This is a genomic window from Photobacterium marinum (assembly GCF_000331515.1).
Classification (GTDB): Bacteria; Pseudomonadota; Gammaproteobacteria; order Enterobacterales; family Vibrionaceae; genus Photobacterium; species Photobacterium marinum.
Window position 1 is genome coordinate 1 of sequence record NZ_AMZO01000011.1, and the last position, 25390, is coordinate 25390.

The following is a 25390-nucleotide window of genomic DNA, read 5'->3' on the forward strand; positions in this document are numbered from 1 at the left end:
TTGTTAAAGAACTTGGTTATCAATCTGTTCGCAATGAACATTTTTCGTGACAACGGGAGCGAATTATAGGGAGAAATTCGATATTGGCAACCACTTTTTACGAAAAAAAGATTAACCGCACATATTTTAAACAATCGGTGCGTTCGGTTGCTTCGATTAACGACATAATGAGAGTTAAAAGGCTTAATCAAACTCACTATATCTGGAGATAATTGTCGTCAGCTCGACCTTTTGTTGATTTTGCCAGCGATCACTCCATTTAGCTGCAACCGTTATTTTCTTGGCACTACCAGATAAGGCTTCTATTGTAGCCACTTTGCATGACAAGCTGTACTCAGGCGGAACAGTGGTATCTATAGAAGGACACTGAGACGAGTTAATATCATCATACGAAATTAAGTTTACGCCACTACTAACCTCTGCCCTGGTACGAAAATATTCCAGTTGCTGTTCTGCAAGGTAGAGTGCATCTATCGATTTAAGTGCATTATATGATTTTACCTCCATGTAAGACTGCATTTTAATCAGCCCCATCACACCAGCGGCCATCATAAACAATGAAATCACTACTTCTAGTAGGCTAAAGCCGTTATTGTTAGAAATCACGCCAAGATCCTTGGTTCCATCTCGGTTTCGCAAAAGGTATTAAAACGTCTTTCAATACATCACCGTTGAATGAAAAATTAACACTTCCTGTAAGATTCGCCTTATAGCCGGGCATATCAAATACAAACCCTCCCTTTGTATGCAAAGCACCAAATTGATAATGTACGTACGTTGATTTATCCGGTACGTGTGCAGCCACCGACGTCGCATTCCATTCCGCAGCAGAAGGCTGCCATGGAAGCTCTGGTGACGTTTTAGGTGTTAGAAACTGATAAATGATAATATTCAAGCTAACAGCTGCTCCGTTAAAAGCCACCACTCCATCTTGAACAAGAATCAACGCTGACTTTGCCGCCCCTGTTAATGTCATGGCTTCATTGATTTCATCCGCATTATGTTTTAAATCGCAACTTCCCTCTATCCAAATGCGTTGCTTACCATTTTTAATGGCTTTTGCAATAGCTGTAGAGCAACTACTTCCTTGATTTATTGGAAAGAACTCTTTTTTCACTTCTTTCCACTGCCCTTTGGAATAACCGAACATCTCTTTAAATGGGTCTAAATTAACTTCTTTTTTAAAATCACTATTAAAGCGTTCAGGAGTTAATGAGAATGACGTATTTTTCACAGAAACAGTTCTATAATTACTCTTACATTTAGGTTTTCCAGAAAAATCAAAATCTGAATATGGAGGGTATTCAAAATAAAGCCCTTTATTTTGCAAAACGCCTTTTATTGTCAAATCTCCAGAAAACCTTGCTAATATACAGTTATATTCATCACCTTTTCTAACGCCCGGATCTGGATATACGTCCATATTACCGCCACTAACATTAAATATAATGTCAGACGTTGACTTAAATGCACCGCTGCTTTGAGATGTTAGTGAAAAAGACTTATTAACAAAAGCCTTAGCTTTGTTATCAATTGATGCCAAAGAGGAAATTTCATAATCAGCTCCCGACGCATTAATATTTATATCAGTGTTTTCTGTTTCGCAACTATAGATTAACGGTGTTAGTGCTGTATTTACACCACCAGCACGATTGACAGCAGCAAAACCACATTCCAAACCGCCTTCAGCCAACCAATGAACTTTTCTGGATAACACCTCATTCTGCGAGCGCTTCAACTGATAATAAAGATTCTTATATGAAGCAAGTGAAAATATCAGTGAAGCAAGAAGTATCATTGTTGTCACCAATAATGTCACAACCCCTCGTTGCCTTCTCATTAGGTCCAGTTCCTTGTCTTCACTGTAATCGTCTTTGCTGCTGAAATAGCATCATCACGTGTCGCTATTTCCAGATTAATAGTGATATATTTACTATTTACAGAGCCAACCGTCAACTTCTTCTCTGTCAACTCAAACTTGGTTACTTTTAACTGCTTATTGTCTAATACTGACTTCCCTCCTTCACATGCAGTTGATGTAGTGATAACTTCATCTTTTGTCGCATAAAAATTTAACTTATTATCTTTCAAGTAATAAGAACGGAAATATTCTTTTTTCCCATCATTATAGCCATAAGCAATACAATTAGAGTTTCCTGAAGATGATGGTTTTATATAAACCGTACTAGCAGCACCACTAATAACAAACGATGAGTTAGTGCTGGAGTTATAACCAGCCCTTAAAATGTCTTCCTTCAGTATCTTTAATGCATCATTAGCATCTTGAGCGACCATTAATTGTAATGAACGTTGCGAAAAAGAGTTAAACCCTGAAATAAAGACACCTGTCACAACAGCTAAAACCATTAAGCTAATAAAAGAAGCAACAAGCAATTCAATAATACTAAATCCATAACTATATCTATGAGCATTTGCTATAGTCATAGTCTCCCTCCTTGGAGCAAACATACAAACGCCCAGTCACATTATTTATCATAACTTTTACAATTTTGTTGTCTGCCGATGAGAAAGCAAAATGTCCATTGAAGTTAGGTCTCCCTGTTAAAGAGTCAAAGGTAATTGTGTCTGTATTAAATCGCTTACTGATTTTCAACTTAGGAAATTGTGAACCAACAACTCTTGAAATAACTGTAGAACCACCTGAAACAGATGCTTCAATTAGCCAGTCAGAGGAAACATTAGGCGTACCAGTGATATTAGTTACTTTCACCATTACAGGGTTACTTCGCATTACCGCTTCAGACTTTGCCTGAACCAACAGCCACTCAATTTCGGTTGCCAGCCGTCTTATTTCATTTTCTTCGATAATTTTGGAAAAAGAAGGTGCTGCAGCACCGACAAGAATCATCATTACAGAAAGCGTAATGATCAGCTCTAGTAAAGTGAAACCTCGCTTTACTCGACTACCAGAATGTACGAAATGTATAGCTGACACAATTACGCGACCTATTTTCCAATAACCCAATCAATCCCTGCTGACTACTAATAGACAACTTGAATCACATGTTACCACCACAGCAAAATAGGCCAGATTTAATAAAAAAGACTTGTCGAGTTAACTCTAATAAATCAGAGATTCAGAGAAATGGAAAAACAAAATGGCGTGACACTGATCGAATTACTGATAGCTGTCACCGTTATCGGAGTATTAACAGCATTAACCTACCCTTCTTACCAAGCACATGTATTAAAAGGACATCGCTCTCAGGTTATGGCAGATATGATCAAGATCCAACTCAATCTAGAGGAAAGTTACACTCAAACAGGAAGTTACGATGACTCAATAGTCACAGAGAGCACATGCAGTTTCTGCGAAACGGATACGAACAGGTACAAGCTGGAAATTGATTCGTCAGGAATTGGGATGGATACTTATAAAATCATCGCCACACCACAGGCAAGTAGCGGACAGGCTCAGGACAGCTGCAAAATCCTGACTCTAAATGCCGGAGGCATCGGAACGGCATCAGGTTCAGGACAATGTTGGTAGCTCCCTTACTTTAGTTAAATATCGCTAGTAATTGAATCATTGAAACCGCCTACACGCTAATACAACCACCCCAAAAAATGTAGCAACAAAAGTGTAGATGAAAAGACATAAAAAAAGCCGGCATCTGCCGGCTTTTCGAACAACAACTATTAACCTGTCAAATCATCAAAGAACTTCTTCACTCCATCGAAGAAGCCTTCTGACTTAGGCTTGTGCTTCTTTGCAGCAGAGCCGCCCAGTGTCTCTTCCAGCTCCTGCAGAAGCTCTTTCTGACGAGCACTCAGGTTAACCGGTGTTTCTACCACCAGCTTACAGATCAGATCGCCCATAGCACCACCGCGAACAGATTTCACGCCTTTGCCACGCATACGGAACATGCGGCCAGTTTGTGTTTCTGAAGGTACTTTCAGGTTTACACGACCATCTAGGGTAGGAACTTCAACCTCACCACCCAACGCAGCCATGGTAAAGCTAACAGGAACTTCGCAGTACAGGTTGTTGCCATCACGCTCGAAGATGCTGTGCTGAGCTACATGTACCTGTACGTACAAGTCACCAGCCGGTGCACCGAATTCCCCAGCTTCACCTTCACCGGACAGGCGAATACGGTCTCCCGTATCAACACCGGCAGGGATCTTCACAGACAGGGTCTTAGTTTCTTCTTTACGGCCCTGACCGTGACATACATTACAAGGGTCTTTGATGATCTTGCCACGACCATGACAGTGCGGACATGTCTGTTGAACAGCAAAGAAGCCCTGACGCATCTGAACCTGGCCCTGACCGTGACAGGTCGAACAGGTTGTTGCCGATGTGCCTTTCTTCGCACCGCTGCCGTCACAAGAGTCACAGTGAACCATAGTCGGTACACGGATTTCTTTACTGCAACCGCGAACTGCTTCTTCCAGTGTCAGCTCCATGTTGTAGCGCAAATCTGCACCACGCTGAGCACGCTGCTGACCACCACGACGACCGCCACCACCGAAGATATCACCGAACACATCACCAAAGATGTCGCCGAAGTCAGCGCCGCCACCAAAGCCGCCACCGCCGAAGCCGCCGCCACCCATGCCACCCTGTTCGAAGGCTGCATGGCCGTACTGATCGTATGCCGCTTTCTTCTGCGGATCGGTCAGGATCTCGTAGGCGTTCTTAACTTCCTTGAATTTTTCAGCTGCCTGCTCGTCGCCCTGGTTACGGTCAGGGTGAAACTTCATTGCAAGGCGCTTATAAGCCTTTTTGATCTCGCGCTCAGACGCATCACGCGCTACGCCGAGAACTTCATATAAGTCACGTTTTGACATACTAATCTGTCACCTGCCTTAATACAGCTACGGGCGCAAGAGTATTCCTCCAACGCCCGCGCTCAAATAAGATTAAGAGTTACTTATTCTTATTTCTTGTCGTCTTTAACTTCTTCGAACTCAGCGTCTACAACGTTGTCATCTTGCTGTTGTGCCGGCTGCTCGCCCTCACCGGCTTGCGCCTGCTGAGCTTGAGCCTGCTGCTGAGCAATTTCCATCAGCTTCTGAGAAGCAGCGATTAGCGCCTGAACTTTAGCGTCGATCGCTTCTTTGTCTTCACCTTTACGTGCTTCTTCAAGCTCGCTTACAGCCGCTTCAATCTTCTCTTTCTCGTCTGCAGGAAGTGCTTCGCCAGCTTCTTCAATCTGCTTGCGAGTACCGTGTACCAGCTGGTCAGCCTGGTTACGTGCAGTTACTAACTCTTCGAACTTCTTATCCGCTTCTTTGTTAGCTTCTGCTTCCTGAACCATCTTCTCGATTTCGTCGTCGCTCAGACCACCAGAAGCCTGGATAGTGATGTTCTGCTCTTTACCAGTTGCCTTGTCTTTCGCAGAAACATGTAGGATACCGTCCGCATCCAGGTCGAAAGTAACTTCGATCTGAGGCATACCGCGAGGAGCCGGGTTGATACCTTCAAGGTTGAACTGACCAAGAGACTTGTTGTAGTTCGCTTGCTTACGCTCACCCTGAAGAACGTGGATAGTTACCGCGTTCTGGTTGTCTTCAGCAGTAGAGAACACCTGGTTCGCTTTAGTCGGGATAGTTGTGTTCTTCTCGATAAGCTTAGTCATCACACCGCCCATGGTTTCGATACCAAGAGACAGTGGAGTAACGTCTAACAGAAGAACGTCTTTAACGTCACCGGCAAGTACACCGCCCTGAACCGCAGCACCGACAGCAACTGCTTCGTCCGGATTAACGTCTTTACGAGCTTCCTTACCGAAGAACTCAGCAACTTTAGCCTGAACCATTGGCATACGAGTTTGACCACCAACCAGGATAACGTCAGTGATGTCGCCTACAGACAGGTCTGCGTCAGCCAGAGCAACTTTCATTGGCTCAAGAGAACGCTGTACCAGATCTTCAACCAGAGCTTCAAGCTTCGCACGAGTCACTTTGATGTTCATGTGCTTAGGACCCGTTGCATCTGCAGTGATGTAAGGTAGGTTTACATCAGTCTGCTGAGCAGAAGACAGCTCGATCTTCGCTTTTTCTGCAGCTTCTTTCAGACGCTGCATTGCAAGAGGGTCGTTACGCAGGTCGATAGACTGCTCTTTCTTGAACTCATCAACCAGGTAGTTGATCATGCGGTTATCGAAGTCTTCACCGCCCAGGTGAGTGTCACCGTTGGTTGAAAGAACTTCGAAAGTCTTCTCGCCTTCAACTTCATCGATTTCGATGATAGAAATGTCGAAAGTACCACCACCAAGGTCGTAAACAGCGATAGTGCGGTCACCGCCTTGTTTATCAAGACCGTAAGCCAGTGCAGCAGCTGTTGGTTCGTTGATGATACGCTTAACTTCAAGACCTGCGATACGGCCGGCATCTTTAGTTGCCTGACGCTGAGAGTCGTTGAAGTACGCTGGTACTGTAATAACTGCGCCAGTTACTTCCTCACCCAGGAAGTCTTCTGCAGTTTTCTTCATCTTCTTAAGAACTTCAGCTGATACCTGAGGAGCAGCCATCTTCTGGCCTTTTGCTTCTACCCATGCATCGCCGTTGTCAGCCTTAACAATTTTGAAAGGCATGATTTCGATGTCGCGCTGAACTTCTTCGTCTTCAAAGCGACGACCGATCAGACGCTTGATCGCAAATAGTGTGTTTTCAGGGTTTGTTACCGCCTGACGTTTAGCCGGCTGGCCAACCAGTGTTTCACCATCTTGAGTGTAAGCGATAACTGATGCAGTTGTACGCTCACCTTCTGCGTTCTCAATTACACGTGGTTTCTCACCATCAAGTACTGCTACACAAGAGTTAGTTGTACCCAAGTCAATACCAATGATTTTACCCATCAGGCTTTCTCCGAAATTCGTTTAGCTCTATTTGCCAGCCACTTAGTAATTTGACTGACAATGCGGCTGAGCCGCGGAAATTGTTTTACGATGTCGTATGACTACTAAATAAGGGCAGCCAATTTGTTTTCAAGGCCGACACCGAAAAAAAATCAAAAAAAATAAAAAAACCCGCAATTGCTGCGGGTTTCGTACAATTCTTACCCGCTTATGCTTGAGTATCAACGTTGCCTGAAGCGGCTTTCGATACCATAACCATCGCAGGGCGGATAACTCGGCCGTTCAGCTCGTAACCTTTCTGCATTACCAGCATTACGGTGTTTGGCTCATGCTCAGCGCTTTCCTGAATAGACATCGCTTGGTGGAATTCAGGGTTGAATGGCTGACCTTCCGGGTTGATCTGGTTCAGACCGAACTTAGCAACAGTGTCAGTCATGGTTTTCAGTGTCAGCTCAACACCTTCAATCATTGACTTGATTGCATCATCATTCTTATCTGCCATCTCGATAGCACGCTCCATGTTATCGATAACAGGCAACAGCTCACCGGCAAACTTTTCAAGTGCATATTTACGTGCCTTGTCGATTTCCTGTTCGGTACGACGACGCATGTTTTCAACATCGGCACGAGCACGCAATACACTTTCCTGCTGCTCTTTTACTTTCGCTTCGCTAGTCAGCAGCGCAGCTTCAAGCTCAGCAATACGTGCAGCCTGAAGTTCCTGCTCTGTCATTTCTACTACTTCCTCAGCAGATTCAGTTTCAACCGCTTCTGCTTCAACAGTGTCTTGCTTCAGCTGTTCGTCCTGTACTTTCTTATCTTCGTTGCTCATGCTTTAGCTTCTCCGCCAAGATATTTTGTTTGTCGGCTGGTAGGAAAAAAGAGAATGGTCCTACCAAGAAAAAACGTATATGCGCATATTATGGGGATGAAGTTCAATGATTCAAGCCGAGATCACTCACAAAGCGCGACAAGAATCTAAACCTGACGCTATACTGGCTGCACTATTATTTTCGGATCAAAGACATGAAGCGACATTTCCAGACAATCGCGATCATCGGTAAACCGAGAAATCCCGACGCTTTGCAAACTCATAAAGCGCTGTATGACTGGCTTACCACCAAAGGGCATGACGTACTAGTCGACCACCGGTTGGCTAACGATCTCGATGTACCGCAGCGGGCGTTGTGCGATCTTCTGACGATCGGTGACAAAGCCGATCTGGCTATTGTTGTCGGCGGTGACGGAAATATGCTGGGTGCAGCCCGTGTGCTGTCGCGCTTTGATGTTGCCGTGATCGGAGTAAACCGCGGTAACCTGGGCTTCCTGACAGATCTGGACCCCGATGCGTTTGATTCCGAGCTGGAAAAGGTCTTACAAGGCGAATATATCACCGAAAAGCGTTTCCTGCTGGAGGCTGAGGTCCATCGCCACGGCCAGATAAAAAGCCGCAATGCCGCCCTGAACGAAGCGGTGCTGCATCCGGACAAGATCGCCCATATGATTGAGTTCGAAGTTTACATTGACGATAACTTCGCCTTCTCGCAACGTTCTGACGGCCTGATCATCTCGACTCCAACCGGCTCTACGGCTTATTCGCTTTCCGGCGGCGGTCCGATCCTGTCACCGAGCTTGAATGCGATTTCCCTGGTGCCGATGTTCCCGCACACCCTATCGTGCCGTCCGTTGGTTGTAGACGGAAACAGCAAAATCAAACTGCTGGTATCCCCTACCAACGGCAGCACTCTGGAAGTCAGCTGCGACGGCCAGGTTTCCCTGCCAGTCAGCCCGGGCGATGAAATTTACATCTACCGGAGCCCGGATCACCTCCAACTGATCCATCCAAAAAACTACAGCTACTACAGCGTGCTTCGCGGCAAACTTGGCTGGTCGAGCAAACTGTTCTGATCAGCGGTAAAAATCACCAATTCGCCTAAGCCAGCTCCGTGCTGGCTTTTTTATTCCTGCTCATAATTAATTCTAATTTTCAGAAAGTTATCCAAAATCAAAATTACACAGCAAAATTTCATGACCAGCACTTTACTGTGTATAGATACAGTATATACTGTATGGAAAAACAGGTGTTGATTTAAACAGGTGAACACATGCTTGCCCATATGACCATCTCTAACTTTGCTATTGTTAAAAGCCTTGAATTCGAACTGAAGCCGGGCATGACCACCATTACAGGTGAAACCGGTGCCGGTAAATCCATATCTATTGATGCTCTCGGTTTATGCTTAGGCGATCGCGCAGAAGCGAGCATGGTGCGGCCAAACCAAGACAAAGCCGAAATCTCGGCGGCGTTTTCCCTACTAAATAACCAGTCGGCACGACGCTGGCTGGAAGACAATGAACTCAGCGACGGTGATGAGTGTATTCTTCGCCGCGTGATCACCAAAGAAGGCCGTTCCCGCGCCTTTATTAACGGCAGCCCGGTACCGGCTTCACAACAAAAAGCCCTGGGCCAGTTGCTGATCAACATCCACGGCCAGCACGCCCACCAGCAGTTAATGCGGGCAGACTACCAACAGCAGATGCTAGATCAGTATGCCGGTCACCACCTGCTAATGGATAAAACCCGCCAGTCGTATCAGATCTGGCGGCAGGCCCATAATGAACTCAAACGCCTGACCCAGAGCCGTGACGAAAATGAAGCGCAAAAACAGCTGCTGCAATACCAGGTAAAAGAGCTGGACGAACTGGCGCTAGGCGAGCACGAATATGCCGAAATCGAAGAAGAGCACAAACGCCTGTCTAACAGCGGTGAGCTAGCGGTTTCAAGCCAGACTGCCCTGTCGATGCTGTACGACAGCGACGAAGGCAATGCCCTGCAACTATTACAGATGGCAAGCCAACAAGTAATCAACTTAGGTGAAATGGATGCCAACCTGAAAGTGATCCCGGAAATGCTAGAAGACGCCATAATTCAGGTTCAGGAAGCCAGCCAGGAACTGCGCTGTTACCTTGATAACCTAGATATGGATCCGCAGCGCCTGATCTACTTGGAAGAACGCCTGGCGAAAATCATGTCACTGGCACGCAAACACTATGTGATGCCGGACGAACTATATCAGAAGCACCAAGATCTTCTGAAAGAGCTGGACGATCTAGACTGCAGCGATGAGCGACTGGAAGAAATGGCCGAGCAGGTTGAAGCCAAACGCCAGCTCTGCCTGACCAATGCCGAAAAACTAAGCAAGAGCCGCCAGCGGTATGCCAAAGAACTGGACAAGAAAATCTCAGAAAGCATGCACCAACTAAGTATGGAAAACGGTATTTTCAAAATCGATATCCAGAGCGATGCCGAACGTATGCTCAGCCCGCTGGGTTTTGACACCATCACCTTCCTGGTTTCAACCAACCCGGGGCAGCCATTGCAACCGCTGGGCAAAGTGGCCTCAGGCGGTGAGCTGTCGCGTATTTCCCTGGCCATCCAGGTGATCACAGCGCAGAAAATTGAAACTCCAAGCCTGATTTTCGATGAAGTCGATGTCGGTATCAGTGGCCCGACGGCTGCCATTGTCGGAAAAATGCTACGTACCTTGGGCGAGTCCACTCAGGTAATGTGTGTGACCCACCTGCCTCAGGTTGCCGGTTGCGGTCATCAGCAAATGTTCGTTGCCAAGAAGAGCACCAAGGGACAAACTGAAACCAACATGTACCCGCTGACCAACGACGAGCGAGTATCTGAGCTAGCAAGGCTGCTTGGCGGTAGCGAAATCACCGACCGCACCCTGGCAAATGCAAAAGAACTGCTGTTTGCAGCGTAAATCGAATAAACTTAAAGGCTGATGCAACTAATTGGCTGTACAGCAGTCTCAATTACAGTTTTTTTCTTAGACCGCTTTTTTACTTCTGCATGGAGCTTGTTTATCATCGCAGCAGTAAAAACGAATTTGCCGGGATGCTATGAGTTGGAAAAGCCTTGCTGCACTAACACTGGCTGCAAGCCTGTTAGGTGGCTGTTCAGTCGTTGAACGACTGGTGTACCGAATCGATATCAATCAGGGTAATTTCCTGGAGCAACAGGATGTCGATACCCTGAGGTACGGAATGAATAAAGAACAAGTACGTTACGTACTGGGTTCACCGATGCTGGTTGAACCGGAATACCCGGACACCTGGTATTACGTCTACTACCACAAGCCGGGCCACAACGAGCCAGTCCAGAAGAATCTGGTACTGAAGTTCAACGCCCAGAATCAGCTTGTTGCTCTGTCAGGTGATTTTGAAGCCGGTCCGAAATTCATGGACCCGATTAACTGACAAATACAACAGACACAAAAAAGCTCGCCAATCACCTTGGCGAGCTTTTTTATTGCCGCTATCTGATACCAAACAGTAATCCGAGCTTATTTTGCTGCTTTGGCAGCTTGCGCCTCTTGCTTTGCCTGCTCAGCACGCTTACGGCGGATCTCTCTTGGATCTGCAATTAACGGGCGGTAAATCTCAATCCGGTCACCGTCGTGAACCATAGCATCCAACCTGACATTACGGCTATACACGCCGACTTTGTTCTTCTTCAGATCGATCTCAGGATACATCTCCAGTACACCGGACTGCTCAATGATTTCCTGTACTTTGGTATCCGGCGTGATCGCCAGCTTAATCACCCGCTGAACGTGAGGCAGCGCATACACCACCTCAACATGAATCAGTTTTTCTTCAGAACTCATAAACTTCTCGGGCTCGTTGGGTAAACGCGTTCACCATATTGTTAGTCAGCTCGCGGAACACCTTACCGAACGCCGCTTCAACAATGCCATTGGTAAATTCAAAATCCAGCTTCAGTTCCACTTTGCAGGCCTCGGCATCCAGCTCAATAAAATGCCAGCCACCAGCCAAGCGCTGGAACGGGCCTTCCACCAACTGCATGTCGATCTTATTACCGTGGACAAGCTGGTTACGGGTGACGAATGTCTTCTTTATACCAGCTTTGGAAACATCGACCGATGCCATCATATGTTGATCAGAACTCTCTAAGATTTTCGTCCCTGAACACCCTGGCAAAAACGCAGGGTAAGACTCGACATCATTAACAAGTTCAAACATTTGCTTCGCACTAAAAGGAACCAGTGCAGAGCGACTAATCTGAGGCATAGTTTCTCCTTTACCCATCATAAGTGCCTCATCCCACAAGTATTTCGCCAAAACACCGCAAAACCTAGGAAGAAGAGGTAGCTCAATGATACCATTACTCAGCAATCAGCCAAAATCCGTGCAAAGCTCACAGTACGGGGCGCACGTAACCCCGCAGCTTATGCACTTCGACCGGGCCGACCTCCTCTGGCCCGGGACAGCATTAAAAATAGACGAGTATTATGGCAAAGAAAAAACCAAGCAAACCGGGCAGCAATACCATTGCAAAAAACAAAACCGCCCGTCATGAGTTTTCTATTCAGGATGAATACGAAGCAGGCCTTGAGCTTCAGGGCTGGGAAGTAAAAGCGATCCGTTCCGGCAAAGTGAACATCTCTGAAAGCTACGTATTCCTGCGTAACGGTGAAGCCTTTATTTCCGGTGTTACCATCACCCCGCTGAATGCCGCTTCTACCCACGTAGTCGCCGATCCGACACGTACCCGTAAGCTGCTGCTGAACCGTCGCGAAATCGACAGGCTGACCGGTGCGGTTAACCGCGACGGCGAAACCATCGTAGCCCTTAACATGTACTGGAAAGGTTCATGGGTTAAACTGAAAATAGGTACAGCGAAAGGTAAGAAATTGCACGACAAGCGCGCCGACAAGAAAGATCGCGACTGGCAGCGCGACAAGCAGCGCATCATGAAGCACAGCATGCGCTAAACAGCCTTGGCCCAAGCGATTGTTTTATAAGCATCCGGGCCAAGTTTGCAGACAATGATATTGACACAACAGATTTACCTGATAACATTTGTTGTTCTCTGGGGCTGATTTAGGATTCGACAGGATCACGAAGGCTCATGGAGCATGCCGAGGTGCGGTTGGCCTCGTAAAAAAGCCGCAAAAAAATAGTCGCAAACGACGAAAACTACGCACTAGCAGCTTAATAACCTGCTGAGAGCACTTCTGCCCTAGCTTCCGCTTGTAAGACGGGGAATCACAGGAGTTCAAACCCAAACAAGATAGCGAGGGAAGCTTTGACCGGAGAGCTGAACCGCGAAATAGAATTCTGGTATGTACTAGCATGGCGTGTCTACCCGCAGTGCTCTTACGAGAATATAGATAGACTAAGCATGTAGCGCCATTAGTTAGACTGGTTTTGGACGCGGGTTCAACTCCCGCCAGCTCCACCAAACATACGTATGTTAACGTCCACGGACGTTATGAAAGCCCGGTAAGTCGTTGCACTGCCGGGCTTTCTTGTATCTGCAGCATCCATTAACATCCACCAGCTTCCACAAATTTTGGTATTCCAAGTGGTATTCCAAACTTCTTGGTATACAATTTTGGAATACCATGGCAACGGAGGCTAGTGATTATGGGCAGGACAACGACTCGATTAACACAGAAAGAAATCGAACACGCCAAGCCCAAAGAGAAAGACTATGTGCTTTCTGATGGTGATGGACTTCAACTACGCGTTAGAAAGAATGGTTCTCGGCTGTGGAACTTCAACTATCGCCACCCATACTCCAAAAAACGCATCAATATGGGCTTGGGCCCCTTTCCTGAAATCTCTCTCGCTCAAGCACGTAGACTCACCATGGAAGCTAGAGCTCTTGTTGCGCAAGAAATTGATCCTAAAGAACACAGGGAGAATCAGCGCCATAATGAACGTTTGGTAAGTGAGCACACACTTCAAAATGTCGCAACTAGCTGGTTTGAAGTAAAAAAAGATTCGATTACTTCGAATTATGCCGATGACATCTGGCGATCCTTAGAGCTGCATATCTTCCCTCAACTAGGCAACTATCCAATAGCTAAGATCACCGCAAAAGAAGTGATTCAAGTACTTCGCCCTATAGAGGCTAAAGGAAGCCTGGAGACAGTCAAACGCTTAACTCAACGACTTAATGAGCTCATGACGTTTGCAGTTAACACTGGTCTTATCTTCTCTAACCCTCTGAGCGGAATCAAAGACGCCTTTAAAAAGCCAAAAAAAGAAAATATGGCAGCCCTAAAGCCCGATGAGCTTCCAGAGCTAATGTCTGCCATAGCTAACGCCTCTATCAAGCGTACAACACGTTGCTTGATAGAATGGCAACTCCATACCATGACACGACCAGCAGAAGCTGCTGGCGCACGTTGGGATGAAATTAATATCGACAAAAAAATCTGGACCATTCCGGCAGAACGAATGAAAAAGCGCCGAGAGCACCGTATTCCACTCACAGAGCAAGCCATAGCACTACTAGATACAATGCAGGCGATCAGTGGACATCGTGATTACGTGTTCCCTTCCGACCGTGATCCCAAGAAGCCTTGTAATAGCCAAACAGCAAATATGGCGCTAAAACGTATGGGGTTTGCCGGAAGACTTGTCAGTCATGGCCTGCGCTCACTTGCCAGTACCACACTTAACGAGCAAGGCTTTGAGCCAGACTTGATTGAAGCTGCATTAGCTCACGTTGATGATAACCAGGTACGAAGTGCTTACAATCGTTCAGACTACCTAGAGCGACGGATTCGTCTTATGTGCTGGTGGAGCAAACACATAGAAAAGGCGTCACTGGGCAGTTTATCCATAACTGGAATGAAATCATTAACCATCATTAGCTAGGTAAAAGATCCACCTTCTAAAGAAGGTGGCTTTGTATGAGCCCCCTAAAAGGGGGCATTTATTCGGTTCAACTGCACATTATCGTTTTGGATGCGCTTCAACTTCTCACTTATCTTCTACAAATCTGCTTTTTATCAGTTACTGGACTAAATCACTGGACTAGCAGACTGAAGTTGGTTGAAGACGCTTACATACAGTTATTCAGCTCAATGATAACGATGTTCCCTTTAAGTACTTCGCTTTATTGGCAAAGCCGAAAGGAATGATAACCACCTACTGAAGTAGGTGGTTTAGGGCTGAAAACAAAAAGAGGGAGCGCACGGCTCCCTCTCCACTACTGATCTCTTAAAGCGATACGTTGCTTTACCCAATCTAAGACTTCACTCTCCACCCAAGCGACAGCTCGTCCACCAAGTGGTACCTGAGCGGGAAAGCCATTTTCACTCACATGCTTATAAACACTTGAGCGCGAAAGGCCTGTCATAGCGATAACGTCTTTCAATCTAATCAGCCTAATTGGTTGTTCTGGCATATCTTCCCCCATAGTGTCAGTTCATCTCACTTGGTGATATATGCCTGAAATTTTTTTGACTGTTATCAAAGAGGATTTATCTACATAAACCATTCACGCCGTCAAATCTGGGAGACTAGTGAAGTAGCCATACAAAATGATAGCTAGAGGCAACCTATCAATGAAGAACGCAAAGTAGAATAAGAGAAGATTTAATCCATTGACTGAACCGAGTTCGCTAAACGTCTCTCCTGGCTTAGAGGCGTTGTGTAGAAACGCTGCTCAATACCGTAAAGAAGATATTTCAGTTCATCGTCAGTTTTAATTTCAAATTTTCCATTATCTTTATCAAAACGCAGTTTTTGGTCACAGTAACTATGGATATAAGTAAGCATTTGGTCACGTTCAACTGGCTCCATTGCATCTAATGTATCCATAGCCAGAGCAATCCGTTTTCTGTTTGGTTTTGAAACTTTTTCCAGACCGTAGTTATCTGACAGCTCAATAAAATCCTCTTCCAAAAACTTCTCAACCTCTTGAGCTGTAGCTTCTTTATAAAGAATATCGATACCCTTGAAGATACTCGATATCGTCGCAAGGTTAGTGAAAACAAGTGTATCCGATTGGCTGAAGTAGATAGCATCTGGTTTAGCGTTGATAACTAGGCGGTTACCATTATCTTCAATCTTTGCTGCCTCGCCAAATGCGACAGTCTTGCGGCGAATAAAAAGCGATGGCGTAACTTTTTGAAAGTAAAAGTCTCCATTTTGCACAGAAAAAACACAGCCGATCTTACCGAACTGCTCTTTTTTCAGGTCATCATAGTCCTTAGAGTCAAAAGGACACTTCAGAATATCTAGGCAAAATGGCCGCTGACTAAAACCCTCAACCTTGAACCATGCATCCTCATCAAGGTTATGGTCCGGGTCGTAAGACACACAAGCATTTACATCAATCTGAACTGCATCAAACAAACTGCTATCGGATACAAGTTTGCAATAAGGCTTCTTGCGTAATCCTTTAACCTTCGCCAAAACGTGATCCATTGCCACCTCGTTCAATAAACGTGTAATTATTAATTCGATTTGCTAAGGGCACATCAACCTCGCTAGGCTTTTTGTATTTATACCTACTTATCAAAAAGATAGACGTACCATTTTTAGTGGTAATGTTGTAGAACTCAAATCCAAAAAGCAAGAACAATGGATTAAAATACAATGCTTGCGACAAAAATGTGAACACAAACAGAACTCCGTACACAAACCACAATGTTTCCCAGTTGCCGACACTGAGCGCGACAAAAAAGTACCCTAGATAACTAGGTAGAAAACTATTGTTTGCGTGATCGATACTACTAATCTCGTCAGGCTGAAAATCATCTTTTCCAAGCAATGAGCTTAAAATGATACTTAGCCCTGTAAGTAAAACAGGTACAGATAAATAGGCAAGATACGAGAGATAATTCGGCGTACCGACCAAATAAGGACACTTCGGGAAAAAGTGCCCTATTGAGTATCCCTTTTGAACCAAAAATATAAGCATTAACAGCGAGGTCGCGTTAAAAGTCAGCAACAGTCGGTATATTGTATTTATCATTCTCACCCCTTAATGTCCGGTCGTTGCCATTTGGGTAAAGCTTTAATCTGAATATCCCAAACCGATTAGAGATCCATTCCTGCACCATTATGCCTCAACCAGGACACATGTTTTTGATAGTCCGGCATAATTTTGTCGACCAAATTCCAGAATGCAGCGTTGTGATTACGCTCCACGCGGTGAGCCAGTTCATGAACCACGATATAGTCCAGCACTGCAAGCGGTGCCATGAGACAACGCCAGTGAAAATTCAGGTCACCCTTTGGTGAACATGACGCCCAATGGTGCTGGAGTTCCATGACGCGGATTGCACGATAATCCACTCCTAGTTTTGGGGCAAAGTGCTCTACCCGTTTACTAATACGAGATAGCCCCTTGGTTCGATAAAAGTGTTTGAATAGCTCGCTACCGTATTCCGCTTTATCACGGCGCATCATGAAGTAACCATTTTTCAGGATCAAATCTTCTTTCTGCTCGTCCACCAGCTTTAAACGATAATTGCAGCCCAGGTAGGGGAAGCCCTCACCGCTCACGAACTCGCGCTCAACCTTGGTACGATTAAGGTCTTCCCACTCTGCTAAGTTGCGGTAAATCCAGCTCCGTTTTTCCTCAACGATACTCTCTATTTTTTCAATATCGTAGCCTTCAGGCGCAAGCACAGTAACACTCCCATCCCGCTCGATAAGAATGCTAGTTGTCTTTCGCTTGCTTTGTTTCAAGCTGTATTTGATATCTTTGTATTGCATTAGTGATATTTGTTCTTATCTTGCTTTGATGAAGTGCGGTCACACAGTTGCTTTAGTGCATCATCAACTAAGTTCTTTTCTTCGGTATAAGAAATCCCATAGTTTGATTCATTAAGCCCGCGCTCTGCACGATTTCGTTCAACCAATGCAGGTAACTCATTTTTAACTCGATCACCTTTTGAAACTATGTCCTTTATCGGTTGGCGTCCCTTCAAAGCAGTCGTTTTAATGACATCGTAGATTAAATTGGTCATTAGCCCCACTACAACAGTTATGAACAAACTTCCTCTTGCAGTCTCTTTTAAGGCAACTATTGGCCTATGTTCCAAATCAGGGAAAGTTAACTCTGATTGAATTGATAAAATAATATCGGTAAGAGCATCTCGGACGACTTCAGAGTTAAGCAAGAACTGCTTTCTAATTTCATACGGCAGTGACGAACGGTGCTCTTCTTCTTCAACATAGTTGATATCTGTTGCCACCTTGATCAATGCTAGCTCGTAGAAACTCTCATATTGCTCCAGCTCTTGGGCCAGGAATAAATCAACACCATCCAAGTCATATTTCAGCAATGAGAGGTCTGGTTGCTCGCTGATTTGTTTTTGTAACGCTTCAGGGTCAATAGCACGAAGCTTTTCGATAATTTCATCGATACGCTCATTCAGCGCCTGTTCAGACAGAATTAACAACTCCCTCCTGCGCGCTAATGTCACTACATCAGTTGTCAGTTGTTCACTTAGCTCACTCAATTGAGGTACGCCACTTAGTAAGAAGCGCATTTCAACTTTCCCTTCTAGCTCCGAAATCAAATCTTCGCGTTCCCAGAAGTCTAGGCTACCAATATTCTCGCCAAGCTCTTCCATAACGGTGTCGACACAGGCTTTCACCTTGTCGAGAGGCTTAACGGGCTCGCCATCTGGGAATGCAATGCTGACAATCAGATCGAAGAATGGGTCGGAGACTTGGGCATTAGGGCCGCGTCCCGCGTCGATTTCATCTCGTAAAGCACTCAGCTCTAGGATCATCTTTTCCCAGTTTCCAGAGTGCTTTTTAATTATCTCATCCAGCTTCTCACTCATTTTTTTGTGAAATACTGGGTCATCATCCGCATTTACTTTGCAGTGCTTACGAATGGCGTGTTCCATCTCACTCGCTTGCGCTTGTAAATCCGGCTCTTTACCCATGTTCGTCATAAACGCATCACTGAACAGGTCAATCGGTTTGATTTTAGGGTTAATGCCCAGGCTGATCAGATGCTCGTTCACAAGGTGACGAATTTTTGCGCCCACGCCCTGGAAGCTCATGCTGTCATCTTGGTAACGCTGACGCGCTTTCGCTTGAATATGCACAAACTGGTACATCGGCGTTTTGTACGGGTCCGCCAAGGAATTCGGCATGATGATGTCCATGCTTTGAAGGAACTTCTTCAAGAACACGTTGAAACTGTCACGCTGGCGAGGGTCTTCTAAAACTGCAATCGCTTGAAGCTGAACTTGATAGTGTTCATCGACACTGAGCTTCTGGTTTACAAACGCTTCAATGTTGCGAACCTTGAGTTCGGTAAACAACTGAAGCAATCGGCGATAACGACTTTCCAAAGCCGGCACTTCGCTATCAATGTTTTGCAAGCTTTCCAAAATGTCGTCTTGGTCATCCTGCGAGTACATTGACAGCGCATCTCTCAGGTGATGAGCTAGACCAATATAATCAACTATATAACCGCGTTTTTTCTCCTTCGCAGTTCTGTTTACACGTGCAATGGTTTGCAGCAAGTTATGCTCTCGCAGCTTTTTATCGAGGTACATCACCTGTTCAATTGGCGCATCAAAGCCCGTTAACAGCATGTCGCAGACAATCAAGAAAGCGACGCCGGTATTTGGCTTGCTGTGATCAAACTTCTTCTTGAAGCTCTCGACGGCTTTTAACTCTTTGGCCTGCTTTCTGGCGTAGGTGAAAGACGCTGCTTCGTTGGTGTCATCACTGGAGATCACTACCGCCGTTTTCAAAAACTCAAGGCGTTCAAGCCAGGCTTTATCAATACATTGTTCTGGCTGCTTTTTGTACCGCTCGATTTCTTTCGCCAGCGCTTTTTCAATGTAAGCTTGGTAATGAATAGCTGCTTGCTTAGAAGAGCACACCACCTGGGCTTTGAAGCCAGCTGGTAAAATCTGCCGTATGTAGTGTTTTACTAGGTCCTCAGCAATTTCCTCAATGCGCTTTTCTGCTTCAAGAATATCCCCTTCAGCACCGTATTTTTTACGGATCTCTCTGAGCTCTTCTTCCGTTCTGTCCGCAAAGAGATTTTCAAATTTGGTATCAAACCCCGCTTTATCGTAGATCGCACTGTCAGCGGTTTTACCTTCATAGAGGATTTTTAACGTCGCACCATCATCGACGGCATCCTGAAGCTTGTATTTGTCGATATAGGCTTTTTCTTGGCTGACGCCAAAACGCTTCCAGGTTGGATAAGTGTGGTGGTCAGCAATAAGCGGTGTTCCCGTGAACGCCACTCGGGTTGATTTGGGGAAAGCATCAAACAGATTATCTGAAAGGCTTGGGCGGTCTTTTCCGCCTCGCTGGGTGCGGTGCGCCTCATCCACCAAGATCAGCACTTTTTCACCGGCGTTGATCACGCCGAAAGGTCGATGCATAACAATCTCAGCATCAAAGTCAGCTTCCAGCTCTTCAATGCGCTCAATATCGCCCGCTTCTTTTGCTTCTGCGAGGTGCTTAGATAACAGCTTACGAACGGATTCCGGCAGGAAACTGCTGTCTTGCTCGCGGAACTTATGCACCATTACCATATTGGTGTTCGAGGTGTCATTAGCCAGCTCCTCCTTTGCATCCTTGGTGCTTTTGATCTCAACGACCGTATCACCAATTAACGCGGCGGTATTGGTCAGTTGCTCTTCAAGGTCACTCCGGTCGTTAACCATGAGTACCTTGTAACTTTTCAGCTCTGGATGGCGACGAAGCTTACGCACCAAGAACACCATGGTCAGGCTTTTTCCGCTTCCCTGGGTATGCCAAACCACGCCTGAACGCTGAATCCCCGTTTCGCCTTGCTCCATACGCTCAATGATTTTCTGCACCGCGCGAAATTGTTGGTATCGGCAAATCACCTTTACACGTGGGCCGTTGTCAGTATCCATAAACAGGGTAAAACAACGGATGATATCAAGCAGCCGTTGTGGATGGAGCATGCCCTGAACTAGCTTCTCCTGGCTGCGATGGGTGCCAATTTCCGGTGCGATATAGGGCTCTGTATCGGGGTAGATGGTTTTCCAGTTGAAGTAGTAATCTTCATTTGAGGTGATGGTACCGACTTTACAATCATCACCGTAAGTGCTGATCATCAACTGGTTGGCAAAGAACAGAGCGGGTTCACCCTCACGCAGTTTACTGTGTTCAGGCTCGCGCAAGTCTGCATAGCGGCGCAATTGGTCAATACCTGCTGCCATTGGGTTACAGCAATGCTGTGACTGCTCTTTACACTCAATCACCACCAGCGGCAGGCCGTTGACGAACAATACAATGTCTGGGCGAATGTGCTCTTTCCCCAACCCAGGCGTATCAACACGAAACTGATTGATGGCGGTGAACGTGTTGTTTTCCCAGTTATCAAAATCAATCAGCTTAACTACTGGGTATTCTTCGCCGGTCAGCTCGTTACGGTCGAGCTGCCATTTGTGGAGACGGCCAATAAACTCTTCGTTGGCCGCCAGCAATTTATGAGTACCAAAGTCGGTAACATCATCGAGCAAGACATCGAGTTGGCTATCCGTCAGCCAAGGCTTGCCGTCATCAGTGGTGTTGATGCGGTGTACTGCGGTTTTAAAAATGTCTTTTAAGATGACTTCACGAAAAGAGCTGCGAAAGCTGGTGGTTGGGTCGGTCGGCACACCTTGCCCTAAATCCGTCACATCCCAGCCCATGCTTTTAAGCTGGTTTAGCAGCGGCTTTTCTACCAGTTGGTACTCTGACATTGTTTGATATCCTTATTACTGGCAGCGAGCCATTTACCTGCTGCCACTTTTTATATTTTTATTATGCGGGGACTGAGACTTGGCCTGTTAAGAGGTCTTGCATTAGGCCTTGCTTAAGTGAAATGTTTTTCGACTTTTCCCTTTTGAGGTCAGCAATAACCTCGTCTAAAGCATCGATTTTTGATGCTATTAAAATTTGCTCTTTTCCCTCAGGGGTTGGACAGCAAAGCGAGGCGATTGTAGGTAAATTGATACCAGCTTTTGCACCTGAATCATTGTTTTTCTCAAACTGCTCCTGTCCACGGCGAGACGACAAGTAATTGCCAATAAATCTCGCATTTTCACCATCAGTGGATAAGCGAATTAGTGCCGTATGTTGGTTAATATAAGCTCTCCCCATATCTTCTGGGACAACACCAACAATACCTAAATCCGCAGTAATCGAAACAAGAATGTCACCAGGCTGTAGCTGGGTTCTTTCCCCCTCAGAACCACCACCGATATCGACATATTTAACTGAATCCCAACGAAAATTCACATGCTCGCGAGTAAGATTGCTAATCCGAACAAAAAGATCGCCCTCTGAAGAGTAAAACTTCGCCCAATCTCTAGAGCCACTTGTGATTTTTTCGGATATATCTCCAAGTGTTTTTACATCCCACCCATTAGGCAACATTCCCAATGGCGTCTCATGATAAAGCTCTGGCGCTTCTTCAAACGTTGGGCGAAGGGCTTTGGTTTCTGGGTCGATACCTCGGCTAAACAAGTCCGCCATCATGCCTTGTTTGATAGCTGTATATTTGTCGATAAGGGCTTGAGTTGCACCGATTTGGTTCGATACTGAGTTTAATACGTTCGATATCTTCTGTGCTACTGCTGAAGCAGGATGAAGTATCGTGAGCTTTCGAAGCAACTCAATACCAAGTGAGGATCTTGTTGAGCCGGTTAGGAGCTTATCAATCTGCTCCTGTATATCCTCACTTTGCAGAGCATGAAGGATGAAATCCCTATTGGTCCCAGGTTTAGGCTCTAACACGGCCATAGTTGGAGATACAACAAACTTAGTCGTAGGATTCCGAAAACTGATGACTTTACCAATAGTCGCCACTCGTCCAAAGCCGATAGTGCGATCTGATATCTGGTAGCGTTTAATATGCTCATCAAATATTTTCTCGGAAACTATTCTGCCTTTTCCTTCAATCAGTGAGCCGTCTTCTCGGATATCCCCAATACCAACAAACGGAATACCTTGGACTACCGCATCAGGTGCCCTATGGCTTGGATGAGGGTCAATAACATCAACTAACTCATCTAAGGGAATTCGTACCCAATCACTCATAGCCAAGCTCCTTCATAAAGCCAGCCAGCTTGCTCGCTTCCTGGTCTCGTTTGGCAATGATGCTTTTGGCGGTAACTTGGTATTTGCTATGTAAGTTCTCAACTGCAGCGATACGGTCAAGCAACAACGCACGCACATAACTTTGGTATTGGCGATCCAACTCGGTTTTGAACCGTTCCAGAATCAGGACCTTCGCTTCTTCTGGTGTAATTGCGTCACGGGCAGCATCAAGCAGTTCATCACGGCGTTTTTCCGTTTCCTTAATTTCGGCTTTCAGTTGTTTCAACTCATCTTCTAACGCTTTGTGTGCCGCAAACTTTGCTTCAATCGCGGTTGCTTCAGCGGCAGCCATTGCGCCTTTGCGGGCGTGCTCTTTAATCAGCTCAAAGTTGTCCAGCTGAACGCCAAGCTCACCCGCCAAACCCAGTATTTCTTTGTGAATGGAAAAGTTCAGCTCCTTACCCGTCAGCCCTTTAGCAAAGTCCCCCTGCTTAGTGCCTTTTGGTAGTTCCGCACTGTTTTTAAGCTGGATGAACGCATCTTTGATCTGCGCTTTCAGTACCGCCAAACTGGTTTTGATGGTCGCTTTATGAGCTTTAAGCTCGTCTTTGAGTTGTTTAACGTATTCACTAGGTAACGCAGGGTTTTCATCGGCAGGCTCGTAGTCTTCTTCATCTGCTGCATCGACAAAGGCTTGCAGTTCACTGATTCGAGCCTGCTTGGTTTCCAGCTCTTCCACGACGTCTGCACACTGGCTGGCAAACAGCACTTCATCAGGAATGAGCTCTGCGTTCCAGCCACTCGCCGCGACAGATTTAAAATCGGCTTCCAGGGTTTTAAACCAATCTGCCAGTGCACCACGCACCTTGTATTGGTTCAACAGTTTGATAGGCATTAAGTGCTGCTCGATGGTATTGAGTGATTCACGGCGAAGCGCAAATACCCCTTTCTCCCCGAGCTTTTTATCGCCCAGAGCTTCAAAGCCTGCAAGGTCCTGCTTCCAACCATCCAGTACGGCTTGGAAAGCAGCGTGTTTTTCAAGCACAGCAGAGAAGTTCTCAATATGTGGCTTAAGCGATGACAATGCATCGAACTCATCAGCGAAGTCTTGATAGTCTTTGTCTGCTCGCAGTACGAATAGGCTTTCTTTCAAACCTGGGTAGTCGTTCCAGGTACTTTGTAGGGCATCGATTTCTGCGGCTGGAATACCACCATTCAAGTGTGCCTTCACATTTTGCGGCTCTGGTGCCGGGCTGTTATCAACATAACGGCGAATATTGAGGTTATAGTCGTTTTCGGGCTTGGATAACTCACCTTTGTGTACAAGACGGGCATATTTTTCAACGCCTGGGTGCTTTTCATCTTCCAGCATCGCTTTATAGACGCTGGTGATTTTCTCAATATCTTCGGGGCGCAGGCTGTTTTGGTTTTTGCCTTCGCGATATTCACGGTCAGCGTTAATAAACAGCACTGAGTCACGGTTTTCACGTCCAGCTTTGTTGAGCACCAACACACAGGCAGGAATGCCCGTACCGTAGAACAAACCTTGCGGCAGGCCAATCACGGCTTCAAGAATGCCACGTTCAATAAAGTCTTGGCGACAAGTGCGCTCTTCTGCGCCACGGAACAATACGCCATGAGGCATTACTACAGCCGCTTTACCGTTGGCTTTGAGCGAAGCCACCATGTGTTGCACAAACATCAAGTCCGCTTTCTTACCAGACTCTGGCATAAAGGTGTTGAAGCGTTCTTTGAGCTGCATATCCGCTTTCTTATAGTTCTGTGAAAACGGAGGGTTGGCAATCACGCGGTCAAAAGGTCGCACTTCCCCGTCTTTGGTTCGGTGCAATGGTGTGGCTAGAGTGTCACCATTTTCAATGTCTGCGCCACCTGTTCCGTGCAAGATCATATTCATCTTACAGATAGACCAGGTGCCACCATTGTCTTCTTGGCCGAACAGGTGAATTTTCTTAACGTTGCCGCCCGTTTCCTGCACGTAGTTGCGGCTTTGGATCAGCATACCGCCCGAACCGCAAGTCGGATCGTAGATCTCCATGCCTTCAGCTGGCTCAAGAATTTCCACCAGCAAGCGCACCACTTCGGCTGGAGTGTAAAACTCACCGCCTTTTTTACCCGCGCTGTCGGCGAAGTATTTGATCAGGTATTCATAGGCAGCACCCAATAGATCGGGAAATTCGAAATCGTCATTTGAGAGAGGGATGCTGTCAAAGTGCTGAATAAACTCAACCAGACGCTCATCTGGGATGGGTTTTTTACCCACCTTACGGTTGAAATTGATGTGCTTGAGCACGCCTTCCAAGCCTTTCTTGGTATTGCTCTCTTCCAATGCTTCCAGCGCTTTGTTTAGCCCTGAGCCAACATTTGTTTTTAAATGGCGCAGATTTTCCCAGCGCGCTTTCTCTGGTACGAAAAAACTAAACTGAGACGCTTTACTAACTACAGTTTGGATAGCCGCGTCACTATGACCAGCTTTTTTTAACTCTTTTACTTTGGTTTCATAGTCTTTATGAAACTGGTCAGACATACGTTTAAGGAATAGAATTCCGAAAATGTATTCTTTGTATTCAGAAGCATCCATCTTGCCCCGCAGAATGTCACAAGCTTCAAAAAGCTTACGGGACAGTTTGTTAAGCGTCAGTTTTTGCATAATTTTCTCAATG

22 protein-coding genes and 1 other RNA gene are annotated in these 25390 nt (G+C 45.9%); 7 read left to right on the forward strand and 16 right to left on the reverse strand.

What is annotated here, in order from left to right; translation table 11 throughout:
* Positions 1–183: 183 nt before the first annotated feature.
* From C942_RS08520 to C942_RS08535, 4 genes are read right to left on the reverse strand one after another with little or no spacing between them, the layout of a single operon-like run.
* The gene (locus tag C942_RS08520; protein WP_007464699.1) at positions 184–606 is read right to left on the reverse strand and encodes a type IV pilus modification PilV family protein; all 423 of its coding nucleotides are present in this window, start codon (positions 604–606) and stop codon (positions 184–186) included.
* On the reverse strand, positions 596–1840 hold the full coding sequence (locus tag C942_RS08525) for a hypothetical protein (RefSeq protein WP_007464700.1): 1245 nt from the start codon (positions 1838–1840) through the stop codon (positions 596–598). The genes C942_RS08520 and C942_RS08525 overlap by 11 nt, the downstream gene beginning before the upstream one ends.
* Positions 1840–2445: a PilW family protein gene (locus tag C942_RS08530; protein WP_036799346.1), complete on the reverse strand. Its 606-nt coding sequence runs from the start codon at positions 2443–2445 to the stop codon at positions 1840–1842. Before C942_RS08530 ends, C942_RS08525 begins: the two co-directional genes overlap by 1 nt.
* On the reverse strand, positions 2423–2986 hold the full coding sequence (locus C942_RS08535; protein ID WP_083882326.1) for a GspH/FimT family pseudopilin: 564 nt from the start codon (positions 2984–2986) through the stop codon (positions 2423–2425). Before C942_RS08535 ends, C942_RS08530 begins: the two co-directional genes overlap by 23 nt.
* A 120-nt stretch (positions 2987–3106) precedes the next feature.
* Between C942_RS08535 and C942_RS08540 the strand changes: the two genes are divergently transcribed.
* Positions 3107–3511, forward strand: coding sequence for a type IV pilin protein (locus tag C942_RS08540; protein ID WP_036799348.1), 405 nt, complete (start codon positions 3107–3109; stop codon positions 3509–3511).
* Positions 3512–3660: 149 nt separating this feature from the next.
* On the opposite strand, the gene dnaJ is transcribed toward C942_RS08540, so the two are convergent.
* The 3 genes from dnaJ to grpE form a co-directional block, all read right to left on the reverse strand.
* Positions 3661–4815: a molecular chaperone DnaJ gene (gene dnaJ / locus C942_RS08545; RefSeq protein WP_007464705.1), complete on the reverse strand. Its 1155-nt coding sequence runs from the start codon at positions 4813–4815 to the stop codon at positions 3661–3663.
* Positions 4816–4904: 89 nt separating this feature from the next.
* Positions 4905–6827 (reverse strand): molecular chaperone DnaK, encoded by a 1923-nt coding sequence (dnaK, locus tag C942_RS08550; RefSeq protein WP_007464708.1) that lies wholly within the window; start codon positions 6825–6827, stop codon positions 4905–4907.
* A gap of 208 nt (positions 6828–7035) precedes the next feature.
* The gene (gene grpE, locus C942_RS08555; protein ID WP_007464710.1) at positions 7036–7659 is read right to left on the reverse strand and encodes a nucleotide exchange factor GrpE; all 624 of its coding nucleotides are present in this window, start codon (positions 7657–7659) and stop codon (positions 7036–7038) included.
* 194 nt (positions 7660–7853) lie between these two features.
* Here grpE and nadK point away from each other — a divergent pair, with 194 nt between their 5' ends.
* The 3 genes from nadK (at position 7854) to bamE (ending at position 11096) form a co-directional block, all read left to right on the forward strand.
* Entirely contained in the window at positions 7854–8735 is an 882-nt protein-coding gene (gene nadK, locus C942_RS08560; protein WP_007464712.1) for an NAD(+) kinase, read from the forward strand.
* Between the two features lie 197 nt (positions 8736–8932).
* Positions 8933–10600, forward strand: coding sequence for a DNA repair protein RecN (gene recN / locus C942_RS08565; protein ID WP_007464714.1), 1668 nt, complete (start codon positions 8933–8935; stop codon positions 10598–10600).
* A 139-nt stretch (positions 10601–10739) separates the two neighbouring features.
* Positions 10740–11096 (forward strand): outer membrane protein assembly factor BamE, encoded by a 357-nt coding sequence (gene bamE / locus C942_RS08570; protein WP_007464715.1) that lies wholly within the window; start codon positions 10740–10742, stop codon positions 11094–11096.
* 86 nt (positions 11097–11182) lie between these two features.
* Here bamE and C942_RS08575 read toward each other — a convergent pair whose 3' ends face one another.
* Together C942_RS08575 and C942_RS08580 are read right to left on the reverse strand one after the other, a co-directional pair.
* Positions 11183–11506, reverse strand: coding sequence for an RnfH family protein (locus tag C942_RS08575; RefSeq protein WP_007464717.1), 324 nt, complete (start codon positions 11504–11506; stop codon positions 11183–11185).
* Complete coding sequence (locus C942_RS08580) at positions 11496–11930, reverse strand: SRPBCC family protein (RefSeq protein ID WP_007464719.1); 435 nt, start codon at positions 11928–11930, stop codon at positions 11496–11498. The genes C942_RS08575 and C942_RS08580 overlap by 11 nt, the downstream gene beginning before the upstream one ends.
* 221 nt (positions 11931–12151) lie before the next feature.
* Between C942_RS08580 and smpB the strand changes: the two genes are divergently transcribed.
* The 3 genes from smpB to C942_RS08590 all read left to right on the forward strand — a co-directional run bounded on the left by smpB (position 12152) and on the right by C942_RS08590 (position 14531).
* Positions 12152–12634: an SsrA-binding protein SmpB gene (smpB, locus tag C942_RS08585; protein WP_007464721.1), complete on the forward strand. Its 483-nt coding sequence runs from the start codon at positions 12152–12154 to the stop codon at positions 12632–12634.
* Positions 12635–12734: 100 nt separating this feature from the next.
* Positions 12735–13104, forward strand: a transfer-messenger RNA (tmRNA) gene (gene ssrA / locus C942_RS24625).
* A gap of 185 nt (positions 13105–13289) precedes the next feature.
* Positions 13290–14531 carry an integrase domain-containing protein gene (locus C942_RS08590; RefSeq protein WP_007464722.1) on the forward strand — a complete coding sequence of 414 codons (1242 nt, stop codon included), beginning with the start codon at positions 13290–13292 and terminating at the stop codon, positions 14529–14531.
* 334 nt (positions 14532–14865) lie between these two features.
* On the opposite strand, the gene C942_RS08600 is transcribed toward C942_RS08590, so the two are convergent.
* From C942_RS08600 to C942_RS08630, 7 genes are all read right to left on the reverse strand, one after another.
* Complete coding sequence (locus C942_RS08600; protein WP_036799387.1) at positions 14866–15063, reverse strand: helix-turn-helix transcriptional regulator; 198 nt, start codon at positions 15061–15063, stop codon at positions 14866–14868.
* A gap of 191 nt (positions 15064–15254) precedes the next feature.
* Entirely contained in the window at positions 15255–16088 is an 834-nt protein-coding gene (locus C942_RS08605) for a hypothetical protein (RefSeq protein ID WP_007464726.1), read from the reverse strand.
* Positions 16063–16638: a hypothetical protein gene (locus tag C942_RS08610; RefSeq protein ID WP_036799356.1), complete on the reverse strand. Its 576-nt coding sequence runs from the start codon at positions 16636–16638 to the stop codon at positions 16063–16065. The genes C942_RS08605 and C942_RS08610 overlap by 26 nt, the downstream gene beginning before the upstream one ends.
* A 65-nt stretch (positions 16639–16703) precedes the next feature.
* Positions 16704–17384: a M48 family metallopeptidase gene (locus tag C942_RS08615; protein WP_007464728.1), complete on the reverse strand. Its 681-nt coding sequence runs from the start codon at positions 17382–17384 to the stop codon at positions 16704–16706.
* Complete coding sequence (locus C942_RS08620) at positions 17384–21370, reverse strand: type I restriction endonuclease subunit R (RefSeq protein WP_007464730.1); 3987 nt, start codon at positions 21368–21370, stop codon at positions 17384–17386. Before C942_RS08620 ends, C942_RS08615 begins: the two co-directional genes overlap by 1 nt.
* Positions 21371–21431: 61 nt before the next feature.
* On the reverse strand, positions 21432–22709 hold the full coding sequence (locus tag C942_RS08625; RefSeq protein WP_007464732.1) for a restriction endonuclease subunit S: 1278 nt from the start codon (positions 22707–22709) through the stop codon (positions 21432–21434).
* On the reverse strand, positions 22702–25377 hold the full coding sequence (locus tag C942_RS08630; RefSeq protein WP_007464734.1) for a type I restriction-modification system subunit M: 2676 nt from the start codon (positions 25375–25377) through the stop codon (positions 22702–22704). The genes C942_RS08625 and C942_RS08630 overlap by 8 nt, the downstream gene beginning before the upstream one ends.
* Between the last annotated feature and the right edge of the window lie 13 nt (positions 25378–25390).

Coding starts and splice junctions, on each gene's coding strand:
- C942_RS08525 (WP_007464700.1), bottom strand. CDS start 1,840: ATGAGAAGGCAACGAGGGGTTGTGACATTATTGGTGACAACAATGATA.
- C942_RS08530 (WP_036799346.1), bottom strand. CDS start 2,445: ATGACTATAGCAAATGCTCATAGATATAGTTATGGATTTAGTATTATT.
- C942_RS08540 (WP_036799348.1), top strand. CDS start 3,107: ATGGAAAAACAAAATGGCGTGACACTGATCGAATTACTGATAGCTGTC.
- dnaJ (WP_007464705.1), bottom strand. CDS start 4,815: ATGTCAAAACGTGACTTATATGAAGTTCTCGGCGTAGCGCGTGATGCG.
- dnaK (WP_007464708.1), bottom strand. CDS start 6,827: ATGGGTAAAATCATTGGTATTGACTTGGGTACAACTAACTCTTGTGTA.
- grpE (WP_007464710.1), bottom strand. CDS start 7,659: ATGAGCAACGAAGATAAGAAAGTACAGGACGAACAGCTGAAGCAAGAC.
- nadK (WP_007464712.1), top strand. CDS start 7,854: ATGAAGCGACATTTCCAGACAATCGCGATCATCGGTAAACCGAGAAAT.
- recN (WP_007464714.1), top strand. CDS start 8,933: ATGCTTGCCCATATGACCATCTCTAACTTTGCTATTGTTAAAAGCCTT.
- bamE (WP_007464715.1), top strand. CDS start 10,740: ATGAGTTGGAAAAGCCTTGCTGCACTAACACTGGCTGCAAGCCTGTTA.
- C942_RS08575 (WP_007464717.1), bottom strand. CDS start 11,506: ATGAGTTCTGAAGAAAAACTGATTCATGTTGAGGTGGTGTATGCGCTG.
- C942_RS08580 (WP_007464719.1), bottom strand. CDS start 11,930: ATGCCTCAGATTAGTCGCTCTGCACTGGTTCCTTTTAGTGCGAAGCAA.
- smpB (WP_007464721.1), top strand. CDS start 12,152: ATGGCAAAGAAAAAACCAAGCAAACCGGGCAGCAATACCATTGCAAAA.
- C942_RS08590 (WP_007464722.1), top strand. CDS start 13,290: ATGGGCAGGACAACGACTCGATTAACACAGAAAGAAATCGAACACGCC.
- C942_RS08600 (WP_036799387.1), bottom strand. CDS start 15,063: ATGCCAGAACAACCAATTAGGCTGATTAGATTGAAAGACGTTATCGCT.
- C942_RS08605 (WP_007464726.1), bottom strand. CDS start 16,088: ATGGATCACGTTTTGGCGAAGGTTAAAGGATTACGCAAGAAGCCTTAT.
- C942_RS08610 (WP_036799356.1), bottom strand. CDS start 16,638: ATGATAAATACAATATACCGACTGTTGCTGACTTTTAACGCGACCTCG.
- C942_RS08615 (WP_007464728.1), bottom strand. CDS start 17,384: ATGCAATACAAAGATATCAAATACAGCTTGAAACAAAGCAAGCGAAAG.
- C942_RS08620 (WP_007464730.1), bottom strand. CDS start 21,370: ATGTCAGAGTACCAACTGGTAGAAAAGCCGCTGCTAAACCAGCTTAAA.
- C942_RS08625 (WP_007464732.1), bottom strand. CDS start 22,709: ATGAGTGATTGGGTACGAATTCCCTTAGATGAGTTAGTTGATGTTATT.
- C942_RS08630 (WP_007464734.1), bottom strand. CDS start 25,377: ATGCAAAAACTGACGCTTAACAAACTGTCCCGTAAGCTTTTTGAAGCT.